The following is a 23,396-nucleotide window of genomic DNA, read 5'->3' on the forward strand; positions in this document are numbered from 1 at the left end:
CTATCGCCTCCGTTGCCGGCTGGCGAGCTGGCCGAGCATGGTGCGCAATTGTGGCGCGACCTCCTCGGCGGCGGAAATCGGCAGCATCGGCAGGCCGAGTTCTTCCTGCCAGGCGCGCAGTTCCCGCCCGCGTTTTCTGGCAAAACTGTCGATCGCCTCGCGGACATTGCCGTGGGCGAATTGCACTTCGGCTTGAAGCAGGCCGCCGCTGAAGACGATATCGCCCTTGCGTGGCAGTTCGAGCAGGAAGGGATCGTAGATGAGAACGGAGATCACATCGTTGTGGGCCGAGAGCTTCAACAGCATGTCGCGGGTTTCGAGGCTGTAGCCGTCGAAATCGCTGATGACGATGACCAGGTGGTCGTGCCGGGCAATGTTGGCGACGGTCGTGAGGACGACGTCAAGCTGCTCCGCGCCATGCGGCGCCTGCGAACCGGCCTGCAGCGCCGTATTGTGGCGAACAATGCTGTCGGCAAGCCGGACCACCGCCTCGCGGCTGCGGTAAGGGCGCACCTCGGTAACCTCTTCGTCGCCGAAGATGAAGCCGCCGACACGATCGCCGAGCGCCAGCACGCGCCAAGCCGAGAGTGCGGCGACTTCGGCCGCCGCGACCGACTTCATCGCCCGGCGGCTGCCGAAGAACATGTTGATGCGCTGGTCGACGAGGATCAGGGCCGGCCGGTCCTTCTCTTCGTCATAGACACGGACGACCGGCTTGCCGGTGCGCGCCGTCACCCGCCAGTCGATCGTGCGGATGTCGTCGCCCGGGAGATAGTTGCGTAGCTCCTCGAAGGAAAGGCCGCGGCCGCGCATGCGCGATTCATGGCGCCCGGCGAGCAGGCGCTGCACCGGTGCCTTGCGCAGGAAGGTCAGGTCTCGGGCCATGGCCTCGAGGCCGACGAGCGTGTCGACCGAGGTGTAGACGCCGGTCGTATCGACCTGGCGGGGTTTTACGATGCCGCGGGAACGGGCGAGAGCCGGCAGGGATATGGCCATCGGCAAACCTCCATCCTCAGGCGACCGCGACGAGTTCGACGATACGGTCGATTACCTGGTTGGCGGTGGTGCCGCCGGCATGTGCTTCGTAGGAAAGCACCAGCCGGTGGCGAAAGACGTCGTGCACGGTGGCCTGCACATCGTCGGGGGTCACGAAGTCGCGGCCGTTCAGCCAGGCGTGGGCTCGCGAGACCTTGTCGAGACCGATGACACCGCGCGGGCTGACGCCGACCTGCAGCCATTTGGCGAGATCCTTGTCGACCTTGTCGGGGTAGCGGGTCGCCATGACGAGCGCGACGATGTAGTTCTCGATTGCCTCTGAAACGGTGATCGCCGAGATCTCCTGGCGCGCGGTAAACACAGCATCTTGGGCGAGTTTTTCCGTCGCGTGATTGTTGGATTTCGCGTGGATTTCCTCGGAACGTACGAGCCGCATGATGTCGGCTTCCGACGCGGCGTCGGGATAATCCACCTGGATATGCATGAGGAAGCGGTCGAGCTGTGCCTCGGGCAGGGGATAGGTGCCTTCCTGCTCGATCGGGTTCTGGGTCGCCATCACCAGAAACAGATCCGGCAGCGTGTGGCTCTTGCCACCGATGGTGACTTGGCGCTCCTCCATCGCCTCGAGCAGGGCCGATTGCACCTTCGCCGGCGCACGGTTCACCTCGTCCGCGAGGATGAGGTTGGCGAAGATAGGGCCTTCCTGAAAACGAAACTCGCCTTTGCCGCCGTCGGAAAAATAGATCTCCGACCCGGTGATGTCGGCGGGCAGGAGGTCGGGGGTGAACTGGATGCGCGACAGCTCTGCGTCGAGGTTCTTCGCCATGCTCTTGATGGCCCGGGTCTTGGCGAGCCCCGGCAGGCCTTCGACGAGCAAGTGGCCGTTGCTAAGCAAGCCCAGCAGCAACCGCTCGATCATGCCCTCCTGGCCGATGATCGCTTCGCCGATGCGCTTGCCGAGTTGCTCGATATCGTCGCGTGCACCCATGAATTCCTGCTCCCTCTGCCTCTCCGGCAGCATCGGTCATCATGAAATTTTGGCAGAGCTTATTGTTAAATCAGGCCAATTGGAAAGAACGTAACAGTAACGAAGACCACCGCAAGGACCACATTTGGCCGATTTTCATCGTGGCCACGAGGTTTTGTTTGCCATCGTAACGGTTACGTACTTTGGGCCGGCGAGGAATGGCGTTAGCTTGGACCGGTTTGGTGGTCGAACCCGCCACCTTCGGGAGATGGAAGCCGCATGCAAGTGTCGTCGAAGATACCGCTTCTCAACGAAACGCCGGCAGCAATCAGCGCGCGCGAGCCGATCTGGATCGAAGGTGGCACCTTCGTCATGGGGTCGGACAAGCACTATCCGGAGGAAGCGCCGGCGCATCCGGTCAAAGTGGACGGCTTCTGGATCGACGTGGCGCCGGTGACCAACCGGCAGTTCGCCGCTTTCGTCGAGGCGACCGGCTACGTCACCGAGGCGGAGAAGACCCCGGACCCCAAGGATTATCCCGGCGCCCTGCCGGAGATGATGCGCGCCGGCTCGGTGATCTTCGATCCGCCGAAGCGGATTACCAGCAACAGCCCGTCGCAATGGTGGAACTTCAAGTTCGGTGCCGATTGGCGGCGGCCCTATGGGCGGCAGAGCAATATCCGCGGCAAGTTCGATCATCCGGTCGTCCAGGTCTCCTATCTGGATGCCAGGGCCTATGCGGAATGGGCGGGCAAGGACTTGCCGACGGAGGCGGAATGGGAGTTCGCGGCAAAGGGCGGGCTCGAAGGCGCGGAATTTGCCTGGGGTGACGAACTGGTGCCGGAGGGACGTTTCATGGCGAACACCTGGCATGGCATGTTCCCGACGGAAAATCTCAGACCCGACGGCTTCGAACGGACCTCGCCGGTCGCAAGTTTCCCACCGAACGGCTACGGCCTCTACGACATGATCGGCAATGTCTGGGAATGGACGAGCGACTTCTGGTCGACCAAGCATCCGGCGCCGGCGCAAAAGAGCTGCTGTATCCCTTCCAATCCGCGCGGCGGCGACAGGGAAGCAAGCTTCGATCCGAGACAACCGACGATCCACATCGCCCGCCGGGTGGTGAAGGGCGGCTCGCATCTCTGCGCGCCCAACTATTGCCGCCGCTACCGGCCGGCGGCGCGCCATGCGCATGAGGAAAACGCGGCGACCACCCATATCGGGTTCCGCTGTATTCGGCGGCCCTGACCCTGCCAGAGGCTTCAAATCGTTCCCGCAAGGAGGATGCGTGATGAGGGCAACAGCGATGCGATCCAACTCGGTGCCAAGCGGGTACCGCTCGCGGCTCGTCTGTCTCCTGTTCCTGCTTTCCACGGCGTTCGCTGCTCCGGCTGCCGTCGTCGCGGCCGATGCGCCGGCCGACAATCTTCCGTCCTGGAACGAGGGCGAGGCGAAGTCGACCATCGTCGATTTCGTCACCCGCGTGACCAGCGAGAACGGAGCGGACTTCGTGGCGCCGGAGGAACGGATCGCCGTCTTCGACAATGACGGCACGCTCTGGACCGAGCAGCCGAACTATTTCCAGGGCATGTTCGCTGTGGATCGCGTCAAGGCGATGGCGCCGGAACATCCGGAGTGGAAGGACAAGGAGCCATTCGCATCGCTGCTCAAGGGCGATATGGCGGCCGTCGCCGCCTCGGGCGAGAAGGGCATCGTCGAACTCGTGATGGCGACCCATGCGGGCATGGCGACGGTTGCGTTTACCAAGACGGTCAAGGACTGGTTTGCGACCGCCAAACATCCGCGCTTCAACCGTCCCTACAACGAGATCACCTATCTGCCGATGCGCGAGCTGCTCGATTATCTCCGGGCAAACGGTTTCAAGACCTACATCGTCTCCGGCGGCGGCATCGAATTCATGCGGCCGATGACCGCACAGATGTACGGCATCCCGCCCGAACAGGTCGTCGGCAGCAGCATCACGACGAAGTATGACCTCGATGGCGATACGCCGGTGCTGACACGCGAGCCCAAGATCGACTTCATCGACGACGGCCCGGGCAAACCCGTCGGCATCAACACGTTCATTGGCCGGCGGCCGATCTTTGCAACTCCGACGGCGACTATGAGATGCTGCGCTGGGTAACAGCGGGCTCCGGTCCACGCTTCGGCCTGATCGTGCACCATACGGACGGCGAGCGCGAATGGGCCTATGACCGGCAATCGCCCGTCGGCAAGCTGGACAAGGCGCTGACCGAAGCCGAACAGAGAAACTGGCTGCTGGTCGATATGAAACAGGACTGGCGCAAGATCTATACTTTCGACAAGTAAGGAGCGGACAATCAGCCCCTTTGGTTGCGCGCCCATGTAGGTCGACTTCGCCTGCGACGTTCCGGCCGACGGATTCTAGTCTTTGAGGAGTTCCGGAGACGATGACCTACGGTTCGACAATGGCGTCCAAACCGGTCTGTCATCGATAGGGATCGCCTTGGCGATACCGGGACCTGCTGAGGCATAAAGCTTGTCGTATCCAGGGACGAACTCGGACGATCATATCGTCGGCGTCAAGACTATCGGGGCAAAGTTACTGTTACGTACTTCCGAAACGGAGCGTCTGTTGTCACGTTAACCACCGAGGGAGAGGTCCGGTCCGGCTGCCAGTTTTGGTTGAGCGCTGGGCGGGCTGATGTGTCGTCACGGTCCCGGAGAAAATGATCCTTGAGAAATGGGGCGCCAGCGTATCGGGCCGGCGGCAAGGTCATCGATTGTCGATCAGGCGGGTAGGAAACAATGCCCAACGCGGCCGTACAGCGCGGACTTCTGAAGCTCATGCTGAAGCTTCCGGCGTTGCGCGGCCAACTGCAACTGCTGAGCGTCAAGAACCTTTCTCTTTCCAACCTCTGCGAGGCCTATGAAGAGGCGAGCTCCATGCTCGACCGGCAACGTAAGCTCGATCCGCTGGATCATTCGATGATCTCGGAGTATGAATTGATCTGTCGCGAGATCGAAGAAGAGGTAATTTCCATCTGTATCATCGATTCAGGCCGCGAACCTAGTCCATTGTGATTAACAAATAGCCTTATCGGGTTCATTCATTTCATGTAAATCCCGTGAAAATTCTGTGGGATTTTCGATTGGTTCTTGCTCTATTTTGAAATGACTCATTTCCTTCGTGAAAATGTTTTGTGATGGCGCAATATTTTTCTTTTCGCCACTGCGGCTCTCGTCTAGAGTTCGTCTCGCGTTTGCACTCTCTTTGAGGTTGTGGGCAGTTGGGAGCGCATCATGGAAGCCAGAAATGCGGGTCAAGCAGCGCATTGTGCCGTTGCCGAATGTGACGCACGCCCTGCACTTGATCGTATTCTTGCCGATAGTCAGTTTCATGCGACTGAGCGCCACCGGAAACTCCTGCGCTACCTGGTCGATGAATTCTTCGCTGGGCGCTCGGGGCAGGTCAAAGCCTATACCATCGCGATCGACGTTTTCGGTCGGCCGGCTTCCTTTGATCCGGCAACCGATCCGATCGTGCGTGTTGAAGCTTCGCGCCTGCGCGCCGCGCTGACGCAATATTACGAGACCGTCGGCGATAAGGCGGGGCTTCGCATCGAGCTTCCCAAGGGCAATTACGTTCCGCATTTCGTGGTGAGCGACCGCTCACCGGACCCGTCGGAAATCGCGACGGCTCTCAAGGAGACGGCGAGTGAGCCGGAGGAACTGGTCGATGTCGCTCCCGCCATCGTCCAGCCGAAGCGTCGGCCGTTCGGTCTGATCGCCGTCGCTGTCGCAGGGACCGCGGTTATGGCTGGAGCCTTCTATCTCTCCGTCGTCGAGCGCCTCCCGTGGCAACCGGTGCTTTCCGCCAAGCCGACGATCGTCATCGACGTTCCGGCGGCCAGCGGAGCCGGTGCCGAAGAGCAGAGGAGGGCGGGCGACTATCTGGTCCACGCGCTGTCGCAGTACTCCGCGGTGCGCACTTTGGCGCAAGCGCCGGCGCCGGGTGTCGATGTTGCATCGGTCACCGGCTGGGTCGCGTCGGCACCGCCGGTGAAGCTGCAGGGGAGCAAGGAGTACCGGCTCTCGGTCGCTTTCAGCGCTGACGTCAAGGAGCATCAGATCTCGTGGCAGGTTGTCGATGCGCAAAGCAATGAGGCGCTCCGAGCGGGTACGGCGAAAGCCGATATCGACAGCGGTGACGCACGAGCAGTTCAGGAAAAACTGCTGGCTCGGCTTGCCCGATCGCTCGCCGGCGAAGAAGGTGTCATCGTCAGCCTGGAGGCGGCGCGGCAGCTCGTGTCACCGTCGATCGGCTACGGTTGCGTGCTTCTTGCCGATGTCGCGCTGGCGCGGATCGACCCGGAAGGATTGGCTTCGGCACATGCCTGCCTGGAGCAATCGGTGACCTATCAGGCCACAGACCCTGACGTCCTTGCCAGCCTGGCCACGGTGCTGGTGGCGACCGGCGAGGCAAGCGCCTTGCCGACGGTGGCGGCGCGGGCGGTGAAGCTCGCGGACAAGGCCGTGGCTCTCGCACCGCAATCGAGCCAGAGCTACATCGCTCAGATGCAGGCGCGCTTCGCCTCAGGCGACACCGAGGCCGCGTTCATGTCCGGTCGCCGCGCCGTTGCGCTCAATCCGCTCGATGATGCCATTCCCGCTCGGCTCGGCCTGCTGCTCTTCGTCAGCGGGCAATATTCGGAGGGCGTGAGTCTTGCGCGGGTGGCGGAAGTGGGCTGCGAATATGTGCACCACGACGCGGCGCTCACGCTGGCGCTCGAAGACTACCGAAACGGCAAATACCGCGAAGCACTGACGCGTGCGCGCCAGCTCGCCAATCCCGCCGACACTGCCGTCAACCTCCTGCGGATGGCGGCGGCAGGTCAACTCGGCCTGACGAGAGAGGCCACGAGTGCCCTTGACGGCTTACAGCGGAACAAGGCTGGCTCGATGCGGTCGATTGAGAGCGAACTCGCCGCGCGTGGTTACACGCCCGAACTGATCGCGCTTCTCGATGATGGTCTTGGCAAGGCCGGCGTCCGCCTCGCCAGCCTGCACTGATCGCTCGCGAGGCGTGGTTTTCAGTTCTCGGCGGCCACCCGCACGACCAGCTTGCCGAAGTTGCGGCCTTCGAGGAGCCCGATGAAGGCATTCGGGGCGTTCTCGATGCCATCGACAACGTCCTCCTTGTAGCGAACCTCGCCGCTGGCGATCCAGCCTGCCATCTCCTGGTAGAAAACCGGACGCTGATCGGCGAATTCGCGCTGGATGAAGCCCCTGATCAGCAGGCTCCTGCTCAGAACTTCCCGCATGACGCCCGGCAGCCTGTCGCCACCAGCTTGCGGACCGCCGGCTTGGTTGTATTGCGCAATCAGGCCGCAAACGGGCACGCGGGCGAAGTCGTTCAGCAGCGGAAAAACCGCGTCCCAGACATGGCCGCCGACATTCTCGAAATAGACGTCGATGCCTTTGGGGCAGGCCGCGGCGAGCTGCTCGGCGAAATCCGGTGCACGGTGATCGATCACCGCATCGAAGCCGAGCACGTCGCGAACGAAAGCGCATTTGTCCGCACCGCCCGCAATGCCGACCGCGCGCGCCCCCTTGATGCGGGCGATCTGGCCGACAGCCGAGCCGACGGCGCCGCTTGCGGCGGCCACGACGACTGTCTCGCCCGGCTTCGGCTTGCCGATCGTCAGCAGTCCTGCATAGGCGGTGAAACCGGGCATGCCGAGAATGCCGAGCGCGGTCGACAGAGGTGCCGCCGACGGATCGAGCTTGCGCAGGTCTGCGCCGCGCGACAGCGCATAGCTCTGCCAGCCGGAATGGGAGAGCACGAAATCACCGTCGCTGAAATCCGGGTGGCGCGAGCGCACGACGCGGGCAACCGTGCCGCCCTCCATAACCGCGCCGATCTCCACCGGCTTGGCATAGGACCGGCCGGTGTTCATGCGCCCGCGCATGTAGGGATCGAGCGAGAGGTAGAGGATTTTGAGCAGAACCTCGCCTTCGGCCGGCTCCGGTATTGCCGTCTCGACGATGCGGAAGTCGCTCGGCGTCGGTCGCCCCGATGGCCGGGCGGCCAGCAGAACCTGGGTGTTCGTGCTCATTGTCTTTCCTTCCTTATGCATGGCCGGATCTGCGCCGGGGTGCCATCCGACGGACGCTCGATTAGAGCATGTTGTGGCATGAAACCGAACGGAGGCCTACCGGCGCGTTCGGACGCCAAAATGGCGCCGCGGGCCCGGCCCTAAAGGGCGAGCCCGCGGCAACTCCCGCAAAAGCGTTCGATCAGGCGGCGTCAATCGCCTGCTTGATGTCGGCGATAATATCGTCCGGATGCTCGATGCCGATCGAGAGCCGGACATAGCCCGGCGTTACGCCGGTCTTCAGCTGGTCGTCCTCGGTAAGCTGCGAATGCGTCGTCGTCGCCGGGTGGATGGCAAGCGAGCGCGCGTCGCCGATATTGGCGACGTGGTAGAGCAGCTTCAGCCCGTCGATGAGACGGCGTCCCGCCTCTCGTCCATCCTTCAGTTCGAAGCCGACCAGGGCTCCATAGTGTCCATTCCGGAGATACTTCTCGGCGCGAGCCTTCGCTTCGCCCTTCTGGAATTTTGGAAAGATCACGCGCGCCACTTTCGGGTGGGTGCGGAGGAACTCGGCCACCTTGATCGCATTCTCGTTATGCTGGCGGATTCTGAGCGGCAGCGTCTCCAGGCCCTGGATGAACTGGAATGCGTTCAACGGACTGATGGCGGCGCCGAGGTCGCGCAAAAGCACCGCGCGGGCGCGCAGAATATAGGGATGGAAGGCGATCGCCTCGGCCTTTTCGAGCCAGGTCTTGCCCTGGTAGCTCGGGTCCGGCTCATGCAGGTTCGGGTGCCGCGTCTCATGGTCGTGCCAGGGGAAGCGGCCACTGTCGATGATCGCGCCGCCGATCGAAGTGCCGTGACCGCCGATATATTTCGTCGTGGAGTAGACGACCACTGCGGCGCCGTGATCGAAGGGGCGGATCGTCAGCGGTGCGGCCGTGTTGTCGACGATCAGCGGAATGCCGAAGCGCAAGCCGACTTCGGCCACTTCGGCGATCGGAAAGACCTCGAGCTTCGGGTTCGGCAGGGACTCGGCATAGTAGGCGCGCGTCCTGTCGTCCGTTGCCCGGGCAAAGGCCCCCGGGTCGGCGGCATCGACGAAGCGCACCTCGATGCCGAAGCTTTTGAGGGTCGCGGCAAAGAGCGCCCAGGTGCCGCCATAGAGGCCGGCGGCGCTGACGATGTTGTCGCCGGCACGGGCAAGGTTCAGCAGCGCGAAGGCCGATGCCGCTTGGCCGGAACCGAGCGCCAGTGCTGCTGCGCCACCTTCGATTTCCGCCAGCCGCTGCTCGAACGCATCCTGGGTCGGATTGGAGACACGGGTGTAGAGATGCCCGGGAGCCTCCAGCGCAAAGAGCTTGTCGGCGCCATCGGTGCCCGGCAGCTGATAGGAGGTCGTCTGATAGATCGGAACGGCGACGGCGCCGCTTGCCGGATCGAAGCGATAGCTGCCGCCATGGAGCGCCAGCGTTTCCGGATGCAGCCGTCCGCCGGGCTCGCGCAGCCCTGTCGGTGCCTTGATCTCGGCTGCTGGTTCTTCCGGCTTCTGATGGATCGTCATGCCATTTCTCCTTGGTTCTCAGGTTGATCGGCGCTGTCCGGTCGATCAGGCGGGCACGGCCGCCTTCTGCTGCTCCAGCAGGTCTGCATGGTGCTCGGCGGCGACATCGGGGTGCGAGCGCAGCCGGGATTTCAGCACGTTGCGGCCGACCTCGTGGAAGAGCGGGTTCTGCGGATCCTGGGTGACGCCGCGGACCTCGGCCGCAAGCGCCGGCGGCAGGTCGAGCACCGGGATGGTGGAGGCGAGGTTGGCGCCGAGGAAGAAGGCGACGGAAAGCCGGTCGCCGCCTGCAGGTGGCGTAACCACCCGGTGGATATTGGCGAGCAGATAGCCGTTCGACGCCAGTTCCAGGAGTTCGCCGACATTGATGACGAAGGTGCCGCGCTTCGGCGGCGCGTCGATCCAGCCGCCCTTGCCGTCATCGACCTGCAAACCGCCGACCACGTCCTGCAGCAGGATGGTGACGAAACCGCCGTCCTTGTGGGCGCCCACCCCCTGGTCGCTTTCCGTCTTGTCGCGGCCGGGATAGCGGATGATCTTCAGGAGCTGGTTGGGGCCATCGCGGTAGATCGGCCCGAAGACATCTGGCTGCTGGCCGAGCGCTTCGGAGAAAATCTCGATCAGTCGGATACCGAGCCCGGTGACGGCGTCTATGTAGGCGAGGATCGCCAGCTTCAACTCGGGCAGAGCTTGCGGGAACTGGTTGGGGCCGACCAGCCGCTTCCACGGTGCATCCTCGGGCTTGACCTCAAGGCTCTGGCGCTCGGGGCCGAAATCGACCTGTTCGCGCCAGTCCTGGGTGCCGCGGGTATATTCGAGCCCGGCGCGATTGTAGCCGCGAAAATGCGGCGACTTGCGCATCTCGATTGCCAGCTTGTCATCCTCAGACAGTGCGAAGAAACGCCGCGAAAGCGAAAGGATACCGTCGATCTGTTCCTGCGGAATCCCGTGGCCTTCGAGATAGAAGAAGCCCACCGAGCGGGCAACGCTGCGCAATTCGTCGAGCGCCGTCGCCCGCTCGGGGTGGCCCGCCGCAAAGCGCGAAAGGTCGAGGACGGGTAGGGTAGGGGTGGTCTGGCTCAAGATCGTCTCCGTTGTTTCGTTAGGCGTGCCGCTGGCTGCCGAAACCCGCGGATTAAGCGGAGCGAGCAGGGGCACATCGAAGGACTTCGGGTGAGGCCGGCGGATGCGGCAGCAGCCGCAGTGCCTATTGGCCGCAAGGGGGTGCTGCGCGACAAAACGCTGGTCGTTGAACGGCGTTGGCTCATGGCATCCCCGCTTGTGTCGAGTGGTTCAAGCCTAACCGGCGGCGCTGATTATTCAATAATATCTATGGAAATTATGGACTAAATTCTGAGCGTCAGGCGAAGCAAACATTCGAACGGGCCGAGGTTCCGGGGAAATTCCGTCCGTCCCCTTCCATCTCGCCCTGGCGAGCGTGCCCTCGCGTGGAAATTGAAATACCGACGACTGCCCGGTGACGCAGCGGCGGAGCTGCAATGCCGTCACCTTAAGCCGCGCCGTGCACATCGCAGCAGGCGAACTCGCTTGCAGGCGGAAAATGAAAAGCCCCGTTTTGCTTTTCTGCAAAACAGGGCGTTGTAACGATTGGGTTGATCAGATCATTCCATCGTTCCGGAAGACGGAGGACGATCCTTCACGGCTGCGCAATTCTGGACGCAGAACACCCGAACTTGCTGGCCTCAGCAGCGGCCGAGGCTCGGTCGCGTCAGCAGTTCGTTGGTCAGATGTGCGCGCTTGTCTCCCCATTCCTCTGCCTCCTTGAGCAGCGATGCGAGCGCCAGCTCGAGACAGTATTGCACACCTTCGACATTGAGGGTCTTGGCGGAGTCTCGCGCATAGGTGACAAGGCGAGCCAATGCCAGTAGCTCCTTCTCCTTGTCTTCCGGTTCCACCGGTACAGCAAATGAAGACAGCATGATTTTCCCCAGCTCCCTATGGATCAGCCAGATCCAGTTCAGCGTGACCAATCATAGCGTGACTGCGCGGCAGTGCGCGTGACATGAGCGTGACACACGTTGTATGGGAAAACCGCGCGCTTAAGATGAGGCGTCAGGTTGACCGGACAACCTCTTCCACATGCTGGTAGAATTGAATTCCCAGTCTCGCACCACAACCGTTCGTTGGTTCGGCGCGTTGTGCAGTGCGTCGAGCAGAAGCAGCGCATCGATACGTTTCTGATCGACGAATTCGGCGGCAAGCAGGTCTGCGAGACACGTGCGGTCTGTACCGGCGGGAAGGCGTGCGCGCTCGACAACCGCGGCCCAGGTGCGCTCCTTGTAGAAGACGCCGGCTGCCGCGGCGCGGACCGCCGCCACCGCTTCAACAGAAAGCAGCTGGCGATCCGCCAGGCGTCTGAGGGTCACGTCCACATTGACGAGCGGCAAGGTCAGCGGCAGGTATCCAAGCTCAGCCGGACTATGGATCAGGGCGACATCGGCATCGTCCACTCGCTCGCCTTGCGCATATTGCCGATAGATCTCGCCGATGCCCGTCATGCCGAAGGGAGCGCATTCGGCAGCGCGAAGCGCGCCCATGCTGGCTGCCCCGAAAACCTGAACGCCTTGCGTCAGTGCGTAGAGGATCTCCTTGTGCCAGACCGGCGCGACCTGTTCAAAGTTGCCGTCGATCAGACCGATAGCCGTTGCACCACGCTTGGTCGCGCGGAGAATGTCGCCCTGCATGGCAGGCGGCTGGAGCGTGATGGCGGCGCCCGCAACGCGGCGCGCGTCCGGCAGGGTCGGCCCGACGAAGACGATCTTCATCCGACCTCCAGTGCGCGTGCCAGCGCCCGCTCTCCGAAACGGCGCTTGCGCAGCCCATCGGGGTTTTCCAGGCCCGGAACGAGAACCTTGACGGCAGAGAACGGCACGGCCCCTTCTTCCACCAGCGGTACGACCACAACCGAGCGGATACGCGCCTCCCTGAGCCGCTGCATCAAGAAGCGCAGCAGCGCGGGCAGTCCGCCCTCGGCACCTGTGGGGATCGTCGTTTTCCGTTGCGGGACCGCCTCGAACAGGCGCCGCGTCTCGCCCGGAAGGGGGCGGATAAAGGTCTCGGGAAAGACGTCGTCGCGGGCGCCGCTGATATAGGTGAGCCTTGACTGGGCCGCCTCCGTCACGGCGCGGATGGCGGCTCTGCGCGCCACCAGGTGCGCACCGTGGCCGATTGTCACGTCGTGGTACCGAGGTTGCCGCGCGGTCAGAATGCCAGCATCGGCAAGTGTCGCCGCATAACAGGGGACGGCGACGTCGCTGGTCATGTCGAAGAGACGCAGGTTCAGGCCGCAAGCCGTGATCTGCCGCGCCATCTGGTCGAGGAGCGGGTCCTCGAACGATGCCGGATCAATGCACGTCGCGAGCTTTCCGCTTAGCGGCAGCAGGCGCCAGAGCGTTTCGGCGTCGCGCTCGATCCGCTCGAGCAAGCCATGCAGGATGGCTTCGGTCTCGGTGTTGCCGGAGGCAAGGCCATCGGAGGATTGCCAGTATCGGCAGCCCTCGATGGTTCGGTCGAGGGTGGTCGCATGAAGCGGCGCCCATGTGGTAGTTCCGTCTGCGAGATCGAATCCGCGAAGCCAGGCGACCGTCTCATCGTCGCCGAGATCGGGCTCGCCCGTCGCGACCAGACCGGGAAGCGTCAACGCCCGATCGCCGCTTTCGCACAATGCCCGCCGCGTCGCCATTCTGGTCGGCACTGCCGGCGCGCAGGCAACGGCGCGTTCGATCGCCTCCATGGCGGCCGAAACCTTGGCGTCGTTGTCGGTGATGCCTTTTCCTTGATTGATGACGATCGACCGCGCGTTCGGGGATATGGCGCTCCAGACCGGGATCCCGATCTTGTCGAGCCCGGTCAGGCGCGCAAGCCTGCTGACGCCGAATGTCGGCAAAAGCGGCTCGATGCGCCGAAGGGTCTCTTCGGACGGACAGGCACGATCGCTGTATGAAAGCATACCGGCCGTCGGATAACCGAAGCAATCATCCGACGGCCGATCAATTCCGGTGACTTGCGCCACGTGTCGGCGCTAGCCGTCCATGAACCCGCCGGAAACCGAACCGGACGAGGCCGCCACCACAGCGAGGTTCACGCCCTTGTGCACCGTTGCGCCACCGTTGACGCGCAGATCGTTGGCCGCTGCCAGCGGCCCCTGCGTCGGCGTCGGAATTTGCGTCACCGTTCCCGCGTCCAGATCCGCCATCCAGAGCCTGTCGTCGCCCGCCACGCCAATTACCACCACTTTCGCCATTTACCCCTCCTGGCTTTCGCTGAATGAAGACGTCAGAAACCTGCCTTGCGCAGGCCCTCGCAATAGTGGACTCGCTGCCACTCTTCCCTGAAGGGAACGATGGCCATCCATTTGTCGAGATCAAAATCCGGATGTACGTCGAATGTCTTGCGGACGAATTGGCGGGCCTTTTTCCTGTTGCCAAGCATGCCCCAACTCGCCGCCGACAACCGGTCTGCAGGCGTCGGATCGCGCATACGCTCGATATAGGCGATCGCCTGCTCGTACTGGCCAAGCGAATAGCTGGCGCCGGCTGCAGTCCAGAAATATTCATCCGGTGCGATCGGGTTGAGGTCGAGTGCCGCCTGGATCTTGCGTAGACCACCTTCCGGACGCGAGGCCTGCACCAGCGTGTCGGCATAGCTCGCGATCACGTTGGCATGCTGCGGGCTGAGCGCCTCCGCCTTGTCATGGTATTCCATGCTCTCATCGAATTGTCTCAGATAGAGCTTGACGACACCGAGCTCGCGATAGCCCGTTGCCAGCGTGTCATCGGCCCCCACCGCGTCGCGCGCATGCCTTTCCGCAAGCGCCAGCAACTCGCTGTCACCACGCGCCGTCAACAGCCACTCGAAGAAGTAGCTGCGCGCCAGCCCGCTCATCGCCGGCGCAAAGTCGGAATTCTCGTACAGCGATTCACGGAAACTCTTGCGAGCGCGCCGCACTTCCGGAAGGTTCAGCTGCTTGAGATAGCGCTGCCCCAGTAGGAAGCTGCGATAGGAGCCGACATTGGTTTCGTAGGTCTTGCGATGCGCCTCGTTGCGTTCCACCTGGCTGGCGATGGCATAGGCGATCTGGCGTGCGATCTCTCGCCTGGAGGTCATCAGTCCGTCGCCGTCGAGGTTGAAGCGGTCAGCCCAGATCACTTCGTCATTGGCAAAAAAGATCAGCTGCGTGAATAGCGTCAGCCGGCTGCCCTCGTCCGTCAGGCGAGTGTCGAGGATGTAGCTGATGGCGTGCTTCTGGTAGGTGTTTGCCTTGTCGGCCTGGAGGCTGATCTGCGCGGCCGTGTAGGGGGCGATGACCGAAACCGAACGAAGCGCGCAAAGGCCGATGGTGACGTCCTCGATCAAGGCGCCAGCAAACTGGGTGGCGGGACTGTCGATCGCTCCGTTGCTCGGCGGCAGCAGCACGACGCGCGGCGGACGCAAGTCCGCGGCCGCCTCGGAGGCCGGCGCAAAGATCGTCGAGGCTGGCCGCCATTCCGCGATCGCCGGAACGGCCGGCGCATTGCTGTGTGCAAGTGCTCTCGCTTCCAGGTGATTGCCTTCCAGCTGAAACACCTGGGTCAGGATCTTGCGCACCTCCTCGTCGAGCGGATTGCGCTCGAGGAGCCGCGCTGCCGCGGCCTTGACCAGCTTGCGATGACTCTTCGCCGCTTCCGGCGCGGCTGCGATGAGACTTTCGCGCAAGAGCGTCATGTGTTCGCCGCGCTGCCGTTCGATCCAGCCGTGCAGCGCTTGCCCCTGGGACTTCAGGTCCTTGAGAAAGTCCTCCTGGAATGTCGTTGCTGCCAGTTGGAAGCGGTTGAGCGCATCGCCCGGATCACGACTGATTTCGTCCAGGTCGCTCTGCAGTCGATCGACGTCGAGTCCGACCGACGATGGAGAGAAGCTCAGGAAATGACAGCCGAGTTCGTCCTGCCGTGCACTAATCCGGGAGATCGTCTTGCGCAGATTGACGAAGGCCTGACTGGGAACGACTTCGTCCCACAACAGCTTGGCGATGTCGTTTCTCGATTGTTCGCGATATCCGCCGACGATCAGATAGCAAAGGATAAGCAGACCCTTCTCCGGGAACGTCACTTCGCGCCCGTCCTTATCGACGAGACGCAAGCGCCCGAGGGTCTGCAGTCTGAATGTCATCCGGTCATTCCTGTCGGGTGCACACGATTATCCGTGCAGATCCTGGGCGTGGCTGGTTCCTGTACGGGTGCTCTCCGTCTCGGGCGTCTGGGCGACGGCGGCGACGAGCGAGATGATCTTCTTGCGCAGCACCGGATCGGTGATCTTCAGGAAGGCGCGGTTGAGAGCGATGCCTTCCTTCGACGAAACGAAAGAGGAGATTTCGCTCGGCTCGCGCGTCGTGTCGCCGTTGCGGGCAGCGGCGTCGTCGCCTTCCTGGAAGAAGAAGCTTGGATGCACGCCGAGGATATCGGCGATCGCCTGGAGGCGGCTGGCGCCGATGCGGTTGGTGCCTTTTTCGTACTTTTGAACCTGCTGGAATGTGATCCCGAGACCGTCGGCCAGCTTTTCCTGGCTCAACCCGGCCATCAACCGACGCATCCTGACGCGGGAACCGACAAAGACATCAATCTGGCTGGGGGCTTTTGTGTTCACTTGTATTTCCTCCGCACGTAGGAATGGTCAAATCATACATATGAGTTTGCTTGAATAAATCCCCTGATGCAATCACCACGGGCTAAAACGCGGAGATTTGCGGCGCCGTCCCGGTTTTCCAGGGGATGGGCCGGGCGATGCTGCCGTCACCGGGGCGCAAGCGCGCGAATTGTGGCGGGTCGCGTGCGTCACGTTGTCTCGATCGCGCCAAAATGCGAGGCGGCCCCATGCGAATCGATCCTGCGTCAATCTGCGTTCGGCGGCCCGAAGGGAGGCTCATGCCCGGGCCTCATCGTCCCTTTTCAACGGCCTGTTACGGTCGCCGTTACTGTTACGTACTTGTGCTGCCCCCGATGCCGAAGATGCTGCGATCATACCGGTCCGATGTCCGCTCCTCACCTGCCAACAACGTGGCACAGGCGGCGACAGCACGGTCTCGGTTCGGATTGCTGCTAGACGCCGGAGAACCGTGATGCGCAGATTGACCCTGGCCTTGACCCTTTTCGTGATTGCCTCCGTTCCGGCCGAGGCCGGTCCGGCTACGACAAACGCGTCCGTCAATTTCCGGGAAGGGCCGGGCACCGCCTTCGACAGCCTCGGCACGATTGCGGAAGGCGCGGAAGTCGACGTCAAGGAATGCGACGATGGCGGCACATGGTGCGCGGTGAGCTTCAATGGCCAGAACGGCTTCGTCAGCGGCAAGTATCTGAACGATGCCGATCCCAAGGGGCTCGGCTGGCCACGCGCCTTCAAGACCGACATCGGCGCGACCATTACGCTCTACCAGCCTCAGATCAACGCTTGGAAGGACTTCACCGATCTCGATGCGTTGATCGCCGCCGAATACAAGCAGTCCGACGATGCCAAGCCGATCTATGGCGTCATCGGGGTGACCGGCATGACCGACGCCGACAGCGCATCCGGCCAGGTCGTCGTATCGGACATCAAGATGACGGAGATCAATTTTTCCGTCCTCGACCGGAAGGAACTGGCGGATCTCGCCCTCGAGGTCGGCAAGCTGATGCCGGTCGGAACCATCACGGTTTCGGAAGACAAATTGACGGCGAGCCTGGCGGACTACGAGCGGCTCGGCAATGTCGAGGGGCTGAAGGCCGACCCGCCGCCGATCTTCGTCAGCAAGGCGCCGGCGGTGCTGCTGCAGACCGACGGCAAGGCGGTGTTCGCGCCGGTCAAGGGTGTCGAAGGCCTGTCCTTCGCGGTCAACACCAATTGGGACCTGTTCAAGGTCGATGCGGACAGCGCCTATTATCTGCGCGACGACAAGGCGTGGCTGCAATCGAAGGACCTGGCCTCGGGGTGGCAGCCTGCAGCGTCCCTGCCGGACATTTTCGGCAAGCTTCCGGACGACGACAACTGGAAGGATGCCAAGGCGACTATCCCGCCGCAAGCGGACAAGGCCGCGGTGCCTGACGTCATCTATTCGGACAAGCCCTCCGAGTTGCTCGTCTTCGACGGCGAGCCGAAGCTGGAGCAGGTGCCCGGCACCGGGCTCAAGGTTGCGACCAACAGCGAGAGCGACGTCTTCTATCGCGATGCAGATTCCAACTGGTACATTCTCGTCTCCGGTCGCTGGTTTGCGAGCTCTTCCCTCGACGGTCCGTGGACTTTCGCGACGCCCAAGCTTCCCGAAGATTTCCAGAATATCCCGCAGGACGCCGCCTATTACACGGTGCGCTCGTCCGTTCCAGGCACGTCCGAAAACGCCGAAGCGCGGCTGAAGGCAAGCATCCCCGAAAAGGCGCGTGTGGCGCTCGACGGGTCGGTCACGGTGGACGTGACCTATAGTGGCGATCCGAAATTCGAGAAGATCGACGGCACCTCGCTGACCTACGCCGTCAACACCAACGAGACCGTCATCAAGGTCGGTGACAAGTATTTTGTCGTGAAGGACGGTATCTGGTTCGTCGGCGATGCGCCGACCGGACCCTTCAGCGTCGCCAAGGCGGTGCCCGACGAGATCTACAAGATCCCGCCATCCTCGCCCGTCTACAACGCCACCTATGTACGGATCTACGAGACCGAGCCCGACGCGGTCTGGTTCGGCTACACGATGGGCTATCTCGGTGCCTATCTCGCCTGGGATACCTTCGTCTACGGCACCGGCTGGTACTATGACGATTATTGGGACTATGGCTGGGCTGGCGGCGGCTACTGGCCCTATTATCCGCGTCCCGTGACCTATGGCGTCGGTGCGTTCTACAACCCGGCTGTCGGAACGTTCGGCCGCTACGGCTATGCCTATGGCCCCTATCGCGGCATCGCCGCCGGTGCAGCCTACAATCCGCGCACCGGTACCTACATGCGAGGCGCTGTCGGCTACGGGCCGAACGGTGACCGGGGCTTCGTCGCCGCCTACAATCCGCGCACCGGCAACGCGGCGATCGCGCGTGGCGGACACAATGTCTACGGGAGCTGGGGAACGGCATCCGTCAAGCACGGTTCCGACTTTGCGCGCATTTCCGGCGGTTCGACTGCGGCCGGCGCGGGTGCCCGTTGGCGCACGTCAGACGGCAACCATGGTTTCGTCGCCGGCGGCAAGGGTGGCGACGTCTACGCCGGGCGCGACGGAAACGTCTATCGCCGCGACGACGGGCAATGGCAGAAGCACACGCCTGACGGCTGGCAGCCGATCGACAAGCCTTCCATCCAGGACAGGGCCAAGGCGGGCGAACAGTTTTCCGCCAATCATCCGGACGCCGTCCAAAACCTGAACCAGCGGATCGGATCCGGCCAGGGGGCAGGCACCCGGACTCTGGACCGCGCACCCGATCATCTGGCCATCGACAATATCGGCCGACAGCTCGGCAACCAGCGTTCCTTCGAGCGTCAGTCCTTCGATCAGCGGCCGCTGAATTTCCCGAGCAGTGGAGGTGGTGGTTTTGATCGCCCGGGTGGCTTTGGTGGCGGTGGCTTCGAGGGAGGCGGTTTCCACGGTGGCGGCGGTTTTCAGGGAGGCGGGGGCTTCCACGGTGGGGGAGGCTTCCATGGGGGCGGCGGCTTCCGTCGTCGTTGATCCGCGGCGCGGCGAAAGGGCGTTGGTAGAACCGCCTACAGGTATGTTAGCATTTGTAAAAGTTGAGAATCGTGCCGGTCGGGGCCGGCATGATCCCTGGGGGTGGTAAGAATGGGCTGTGTCGGGTCGTCGCGTCGTTTTCTGGGGCCGGTATTCGGCCTTCTTGCGTTTCTTTCAATTATTTTCTGTCCCGTTTCCGAGGGGTTTGCGCAGGAGGCGGTGCCCGCAGCTCCGCCTGCGAAGGTTCAGCAATTGATCCAGCTTCTTGATGACCCGGAAGTGAAGCAATGGCTGTCGGCGAAGCCGGCTCCGGCACCGGCTGCCCAAGCGCCGGCTGCGGGCGTCGTCGCGCGCTGGACCGCCGAGATCAGGCGGCGGCTGACCGGCATTCGCGATGCCGTGCCGCGCGTTCTACCGGAAATGCAGGCGGGGCGGGATCGGCTGGCCGGCGTGATGGAGAGCCACGGCAGGGCGCCCGTTCTCAAGGGCTTCTTCTTCATTCTCCTGATCGGCTACGGTGCCGAATATCTGCTGCGCTGGCTGTTGCGGCGTAGCCTGCAAGGGGCCGCGTTGGCAGGACCGGCGCGGACCATGTTGGCACGCGTTCTGCCGCTCGTCGTCTTTGCTGCCGCCAGCATGTCAGTGCTTGCCTTCGCAGAATGGCCAAAGCTGCTTGAGGCGACGATCGCGCCGCTGCTTGGAGCCTGGATCGGCGCTCGCCTGCTGATGATCATCGCATCCGCCGTCCTGAAAGGTGGTCGCGAAGGCGAGGAGAGCGCCGACGCCCGTGGCGGCTATCTGTCTCTGACCGCAGACGAGGCAGGCTTCTGGTATCGTCATTCTCTCTGGCTGATCAGTGCCGCCGCGCTCGTCTGGGGCGTCGGTGATGCGATGTTGGCGCTTGCCATATCCGCGGATGTGCGCGAACTGGTTACGGCGATCCTCGGGCTCGGAGTCCTGGTCCTGGCGATCGCAACGGCTTTGCGGCGACCTATTGGCGCGGTTTCCGGCTCGCGCCGCGTGGTTAGCAATGTGCTGCTGGTCGCTTTCCTCATCGTGCTGTGGCTGCTCTGGGTCGCGGGCATGGAGGTCCTGTTCTGGATCGGTCTCTATGTGATTGGCCTGCCGCCACTGCTGCGCTTCACCAGCGCCTTCACGAAGACGATGCTGGACGCCGACGCCGCCGATGATCTCAGGGTGATGCGCAACGTCCTGATCGAGCGGGGCGCCCGTCTGCTGATCATCGCCCTCGCGGCCGCCTGGTTGGGAGTCGTGTTCAAGGTCAACGCGACGGCGATGATGCATGATGATGTTTTCAATCGGATTTTCCGCGGGGCGCTCGCCGGCGTCGTCATTCTGCTGGCGGCGGATCTCGTCTGGCAACTGGTGAAGGGTTTCATCAGCCTGCGCCTGACGCAGGCGCATGCGGCGGCCAACGATCCGGCGGAGTTGGCTCGCAACACGCGCATGCTGACCCTGTTGCCGATCCTGCGCAACTTCCTCGCGATTTTCATCGCCGTCGTGGCGGTACTGATGGTTCTCTCCGGCCTCGGCGTCGAAATCGGTCCGCTGATCGCCGGCGCCGGCGTGTTCGGTGTCGCACTCGGCTTCGGATCGCAGTCGCTGGTCAAGGACGTCATCAGCGGCATCTTCTACATGACGGATGACGCATTCCGGGTGGGCGAATATATCCAGAGCGGCAGCTACAAGGGCACGGTCGAATCCTTCAGCATTCGCTCGGTCAAGCTCCGGCACCATCGGGGCCCGGTCTTTACCGTGCCGTTCGGCTCGCTGGGTGCGGTCCAGAACATGAGCCGCGACTGGGTGATCGACAAATTCATGATCAACGTTTCGTTCGATACCGATGTGGCGAAGGTAAAGAAGGTGGTGAAAGGTATCGGGGCCAAGCTGCTCGAGGATCCCGAACTGGGGCCGTTGATCCTGGAAACGGTCAAGATGAAAGGCGTCGAACAGTTTGGCGATTATGGGATGACGCTCAGCTTCGCCATGAAGACGAAGCCGGGAAATCAGACCCAGGTCAGACGTCGGGCCCAGGTCATGATCAAGGAAGCCTTCAAGGAAAACGGCATCAATTTCGCTTCGCCGACGGTGCAGGTGGCGGGCGACGAGCAGCAGCAAGCTGCGGCGGCCGCTGCCGCGACCCGTGATGCCATAGCCAAGAAGAATGCCGCAGCAGCGCTCGGCGAAGGTGGCCCGCCGCAGGAATAGGATTTCGCCAACAGGTTTTCCAGGGGCGGGGGAGGCCGACCATGAAACGCGTTCTGTTCGGGATCTTGCTTCTCGTGTTCTTCGCGGGCGGCAGCGCCTTGGCGCAATCGAACGAGCAATTCGTTCGGTCGATGCTCGCTCCGCACACGGACGACTTCGACGGGATGGAAAAGCGACGTGTGATCCGCATCATCGTACCGTTCAGCAAGACGATCTATTTTATCGACCGCGGCCAGCAATTGGGCACGGCTGTTGAATTTGGGACGGCGCTCGAAAACGAGCTCAACAAGGACCGCAAGAAGCAGACCGACAAGATTCGCGTCGGTTTCGTACCGATGCCGCGGGCGAGACTTCTGTCGGCGCTGGAAGAAGGTCTCGGCGATATCGTCATGGCGAACCTGACGATCACCGAAACACGGCTTGCCAAGATGGATTTCACGGCGCCGCTCTACGACGAAGCCAGGGAGGTTCTCGTCACCGGCCCATCCGCGCCCGCAATCGCCAGTCTTGATGACCTGAGCGGACAGGAAATCCATGTGCGCCGCTCGAGCAGCTACTACGAGCACCTTGCGGCCCTCAGTGCCGGTTTCGAGAAGTCCGGCCGCCCGCCTGTTGTCTTGAAGGACATGGATGAGAACCTGGAGGACGAAGACGTCCTGGAGATGATCAATGCCGGCCTGCTGCCGTGGACGGTCGTCGATATGTACAAGGCGAACATCTGGTCGAAGGTCTTCACCGACCTCAAGGTGCGGGAGGACATTGCTGTGTCCGATCATGGCGAAATCGCCTGAGCGATCCGCAAGGACAGCCCGAAGCTCAAGGCCGTCCTCGACGACTTCGTCAAGTCTCACAAGGTCGGCACCACCTTCGGCAACATCTTGAAGAACACCTACTACAAGGGCGACAAGATGCTGAAGCGCGCCTATGATCCGGCGGATGTCGAACGCTTCAAAGTGCTGGTCGAGATCTTCCGCAATCACGGAAAGACCTATTCCTTCGACCACCTGATGCTGATGGCGCAAGGATACCAGGAATCACAACTTGATCAGTCCAGGCGCAGCCATCGCGGTGCTGTCGGCATCATGCAGCTCCTGCCGTCGACCGCAGCGGACAAGGCGGTCAACATCCACGGCATCGACAAGGACGAGAATCTGAATGTCGAAGCTGGATCCAAGTATCTGCGCTTCCTCGTCGATACCTATATCAACGACCCGGCCGTGACCCCGCGAGATCAGTTGCTGTTTGCCTTCGCGGCCTACAATGCCGGGCCTGGGAACCTGCGCAAGTTCCGGGCAAAGGCCAAGGATATGGGGCTCGATCCGAACCTCTGGTTCGGCAATGTCGAAAATGCCGCCGCCGCGATCGTCGGGCGCGAGACGGTTCAATATGTCAGCAACATCTATAAGTACTATGTGGCCTACAGCCTGCTGGACGCCCATGACGCTGACGCGGTCGCGGCGAAAGTCGAAAACAGGTCGGCGGCCACCGCGCCATAGGCGTGCGGCGCACGTGTTCTCGCGAGATGTGGAGGTCTCGAAATGGTCGCTATGAAATGCAACTCGCCTGTGAGGCGGTCGGCAGCCTTTCTTTGCCTTTTCGCTCTGATGCTCTCCGGCTGTACCACGCCAGATATCGAGCCGATCCCGGGCAGCATCACCTATGGTGGACAGCCCCGCACGAAGCTGACGAAGGCGCCGGTGGGCAGCATCGTCCCGCACCGCTTCACGAGCGGCAACAGTTTCGTTCAGGAGACCTACGTCATTGAACCGGATCGCACGCTTAGACTTATCCGACGCGATTACTATGATCTGCCGATCGACTGACGAACCGGTTGTGCGTACGGAAACCCATTGGTTGACAGTCTCGGGCGGAGGCACGATA

Annotated in this window: 19 protein-coding genes and 1 pseudogene; 9 read left to right on the forward strand and 11 right to left on the reverse strand. The window is 62.5% G+C overall.

All coding sequences use genetic code 11. The annotated features are described in order from the left end of the window. Both IB265_RS30395 and IB265_RS30400 read right to left on the reverse strand, forming a co-directional pair. Window positions 1–996: a DUF58 domain-containing protein gene (locus IB265_RS30395; RefSeq protein WP_192495625.1), complete on the reverse strand. Its 996-nt coding sequence runs from the start codon at window positions 994–996 to the stop codon at window positions 1–3. Window positions 997–1,012: 16 nt separating this feature from the next. After that, on the reverse strand, window positions 1,013–1,984 hold the full coding sequence (locus IB265_RS30400; protein ID WP_112996883.1) for a MoxR family ATPase: 972 nt from the start codon (window positions 1,982–1,984) through the stop codon (window positions 1,013–1,015). Window positions 1,985–2,242: 258 nt separating this feature from the next. On the opposite strand from IB265_RS30400, the gene IB265_RS30405 reads away from it, so the two are divergent. The 4 genes and pseudogenes from IB265_RS30405 (at window position 2,243) to IB265_RS30420 (ending at window position 7,021) form a co-directional block, all read left to right on the forward strand. Beyond that, a complete protein-coding gene (locus IB265_RS30405) occupies window positions 2,243–3,214 on the forward strand; it encodes a formylglycine-generating enzyme family protein (protein WP_192495626.1) in 972 nt (323 codons plus the stop codon). A gap of 58 nt (window positions 3,215–3,272) precedes the next feature. After that, window positions 3,273–4,297 (forward strand): annotated as a pseudogene (locus IB265_RS30410) (HAD family hydrolase). 459 nt (window positions 4,298–4,756) lie between these two features. Further along, window positions 4,757–5,032, forward strand: a complete 276-nt coding sequence (locus IB265_RS30415) for a hypothetical protein (RefSeq protein WP_058324637.1) — start codon at window positions 4,757–4,759, stop codon at window positions 5,030–5,032. A gap of 219 nt (window positions 5,033–5,251) precedes the next feature. Then, entirely contained in the window at window positions 5,252–7,021 is a 1,770-nt protein-coding gene (locus tag IB265_RS30420) for a tetratricopeptide repeat protein (RefSeq protein WP_192495627.1), read from the forward strand. Between the two features lie 20 nt (window positions 7,022–7,041). Here IB265_RS30420 and IB265_RS30425 read toward each other — a convergent pair whose 3' ends face one another. The 9 genes from IB265_RS30425 to IB265_RS30465 form a co-directional block, all read right to left on the reverse strand. Continuing rightward, the gene (locus tag IB265_RS30425; protein WP_057251319.1) at window positions 7,042–8,067 is read right to left on the reverse strand and encodes an NADP-dependent oxidoreductase; all 1,026 of its coding nucleotides are present in this window, start codon (window positions 8,065–8,067) and stop codon (window positions 7,042–7,044) included. 181 nt (window positions 8,068–8,248) lie between these two features. Further along, window positions 8,249–9,610, reverse strand: coding sequence for an O-acetylhomoserine aminocarboxypropyltransferase/cysteine synthase family protein (locus IB265_RS30430; RefSeq protein WP_082615863.1), 1,362 nt, complete (start codon window positions 9,608–9,610; stop codon window positions 8,249–8,251). 45 nt (window positions 9,611–9,655) lie between these two features. Then, window positions 9,656–10,693: an isopenicillin N synthase family oxygenase gene (locus tag IB265_RS30435; RefSeq protein ID WP_057251318.1), complete on the reverse strand. Its 1,038-nt coding sequence runs from the start codon at window positions 10,691–10,693 to the stop codon at window positions 9,656–9,658. Between the two features lie 620 nt (window positions 10,694–11,313). Further along, the gene (locus tag IB265_RS30440) at window positions 11,314–11,550 is read right to left on the reverse strand and encodes a hypothetical protein (protein ID WP_057251317.1); all 237 of its coding nucleotides are present in this window, start codon (window positions 11,548–11,550) and stop codon (window positions 11,314–11,316) included. Between the two features lie 120 nt (window positions 11,551–11,670). After that, a complete protein-coding gene (locus IB265_RS30445) occupies window positions 11,671–12,396 on the reverse strand; it encodes a TfuA-like protein (RefSeq protein WP_057251316.1) in 726 nt (241 codons plus the stop codon). Next, a complete protein-coding gene (locus tag IB265_RS30450) occupies window positions 12,393–13,580 on the reverse strand; it encodes a YcaO-like family protein (protein WP_057251315.1) in 1,188 nt (395 codons plus the stop codon). Before IB265_RS30450 ends, IB265_RS30445 begins: the two co-directional genes overlap by 4 nt. A gap of 72 nt (window positions 13,581–13,652) precedes the next feature. Next, window positions 13,653–13,874: a hypothetical protein gene (locus IB265_RS30455; RefSeq protein ID WP_057251314.1), complete on the reverse strand. Its 222-nt coding sequence runs from the start codon at window positions 13,872–13,874 to the stop codon at window positions 13,653–13,655. Window positions 13,875–13,906: 32 nt separating this feature from the next. Then, entirely contained in the window at window positions 13,907–15,778 is a 1,872-nt protein-coding gene (locus IB265_RS30460) for an SARP family transcriptional regulator (protein WP_113133810.1), read from the reverse strand. Between the two features lie 27 nt (window positions 15,779–15,805). Further along, entirely contained in the window at window positions 15,806–16,252 is a 447-nt protein-coding gene (locus IB265_RS30465) for a helix-turn-helix domain-containing protein (protein ID WP_057251312.1), read from the reverse strand. Between the two features lie 472 nt (window positions 16,253–16,724). Between IB265_RS30465 and IB265_RS30470 the strand changes: the two genes are divergently transcribed. From IB265_RS30470 to IB265_RS30485, 5 genes are all read left to right on the forward strand, one after another. Beyond that, window positions 16,725–19,286, forward strand: coding sequence for an SH3 domain-containing protein (locus IB265_RS30470; protein WP_192495628.1), 2,562 nt, complete (start codon window positions 16,725–16,727; stop codon window positions 19,284–19,286). Between the two features lie 111 nt (window positions 19,287–19,397). Beyond that, complete coding sequence (locus tag IB265_RS30475) at window positions 19,398–21,515, forward strand: mechanosensitive ion channel family protein (protein ID WP_057251310.1); 2,118 nt, start codon at window positions 19,398–19,400, stop codon at window positions 21,513–21,515. Window positions 21,516–21,556: 41 nt separating this feature from the next. Beyond that, entirely contained in the window at window positions 21,557–22,306 is a 750-nt protein-coding gene (locus IB265_RS37010; protein ID WP_246806098.1) for a transporter substrate-binding domain-containing protein, read from the forward strand. An 87-nt stretch (window positions 22,307–22,393) separates the two neighbouring features. Next, on the forward strand, window positions 22,394–23,011 hold the full coding sequence (locus tag IB265_RS37015) for a transglycosylase SLT domain-containing protein (RefSeq protein WP_244495615.1): 618 nt from the start codon (window positions 22,394–22,396) through the stop codon (window positions 23,009–23,011). 42 nt (window positions 23,012–23,053) lie between these two features. After that, window positions 23,054–23,338, forward strand: coding sequence for a hypothetical protein (locus IB265_RS30485; RefSeq protein WP_375293096.1), 285 nt, complete (start codon window positions 23,054–23,056; stop codon window positions 23,336–23,338). Window positions 23,339–23,396: the final 58 nt, after the last annotated feature.

The sequence above is a fragment of the Ensifer sp. ENS10 genome (assembly GCF_014852025.1).
GTDB lineage: Bacteria > Pseudomonadota > Alphaproteobacteria > Rhizobiales > Rhizobiaceae > Ensifer.

Excerpts from the sequence above, each read along its gene's own strand:
- IB265_RS30475 (WP_057251310.1), top strand. The coding sequence starts at position 19,398 with ATGGGCTGTGTCGGGTCGTCGCGTCGTTTTCTGGGGCCGGTATTCGGC.
- IB265_RS30405 (WP_192495626.1), top strand. The coding sequence starts at position 2,243 with ATGCAAGTGTCGTCGAAGATACCGCTTCTCAACGAAACGCCGGCAGCA.
- IB265_RS30415 (WP_058324637.1), top strand. The coding sequence starts at position 4,757 with ATGCCCAACGCGGCCGTACAGCGCGGACTTCTGAAGCTCATGCTGAAG.
- IB265_RS30395 (WP_192495625.1), bottom strand. The coding sequence starts at position 996 with ATGGCCATATCCCTGCCGGCTCTCGCCCGTTCCCGCGGCATCGTAAAA.
- IB265_RS37010 (WP_246806098.1), top strand. The coding sequence starts at position 21,557 with ATGAAACGCGTTCTGTTCGGGATCTTGCTTCTCGTGTTCTTCGCGGGC.
- IB265_RS30440 (WP_057251317.1), bottom strand. The coding sequence starts at position 11,550 with ATGCTGTCTTCATTTGCTGTACCGGTGGAACCGGAAGACAAGGAGAAG.
- IB265_RS30450 (WP_057251315.1), bottom strand. The coding sequence starts at position 13,580 with ATGCTTTCATACAGCGATCGTGCCTGTCCGTCCGAAGAGACCCTTCGG.
- IB265_RS30485 (WP_375293096.1), top strand. The coding sequence starts at position 23,054 with ATGGTCGCTATGAAATGCAACTCGCCTGTGAGGCGGTCGGCAGCCTTT.
- IB265_RS30400 (WP_112996883.1), bottom strand. The coding sequence starts at position 1,984 with ATGGGTGCACGCGACGATATCGAGCAACTCGGCAAGCGCATCGGCGAA.
- IB265_RS30460 (WP_113133810.1), bottom strand. The coding sequence starts at position 15,778 with ATGACATTCAGACTGCAGACCCTCGGGCGCTTGCGTCTCGTCGATAAG.
- IB265_RS30470 (WP_192495628.1), top strand. The coding sequence starts at position 16,725 with ATGCGCAGATTGACCCTGGCCTTGACCCTTTTCGTGATTGCCTCCGTT.
- IB265_RS30430 (WP_082615863.1), bottom strand. The coding sequence starts at position 9,610 with ATGACGATCCATCAGAAGCCGGAAGAACCAGCAGCCGAGATCAAGGCA.
- IB265_RS30425 (WP_057251319.1), bottom strand. The coding sequence starts at position 8,067 with ATGAGCACGAACACCCAGGTTCTGCTGGCCGCCCGGCCATCGGGGCGA.
- IB265_RS30455 (WP_057251314.1), bottom strand. The coding sequence starts at position 13,874 with ATGGCGAAAGTGGTGGTAATTGGCGTGGCGGGCGACGACAGGCTCTGG.
- IB265_RS30445 (WP_057251316.1), bottom strand. The coding sequence starts at position 12,396 with ATGAAGATCGTCTTCGTCGGGCCGACCCTGCCGGACGCGCGCCGCGTT.
- IB265_RS30420 (WP_192495627.1), top strand. The coding sequence starts at position 5,252 with ATGGAAGCCAGAAATGCGGGTCAAGCAGCGCATTGTGCCGTTGCCGAA.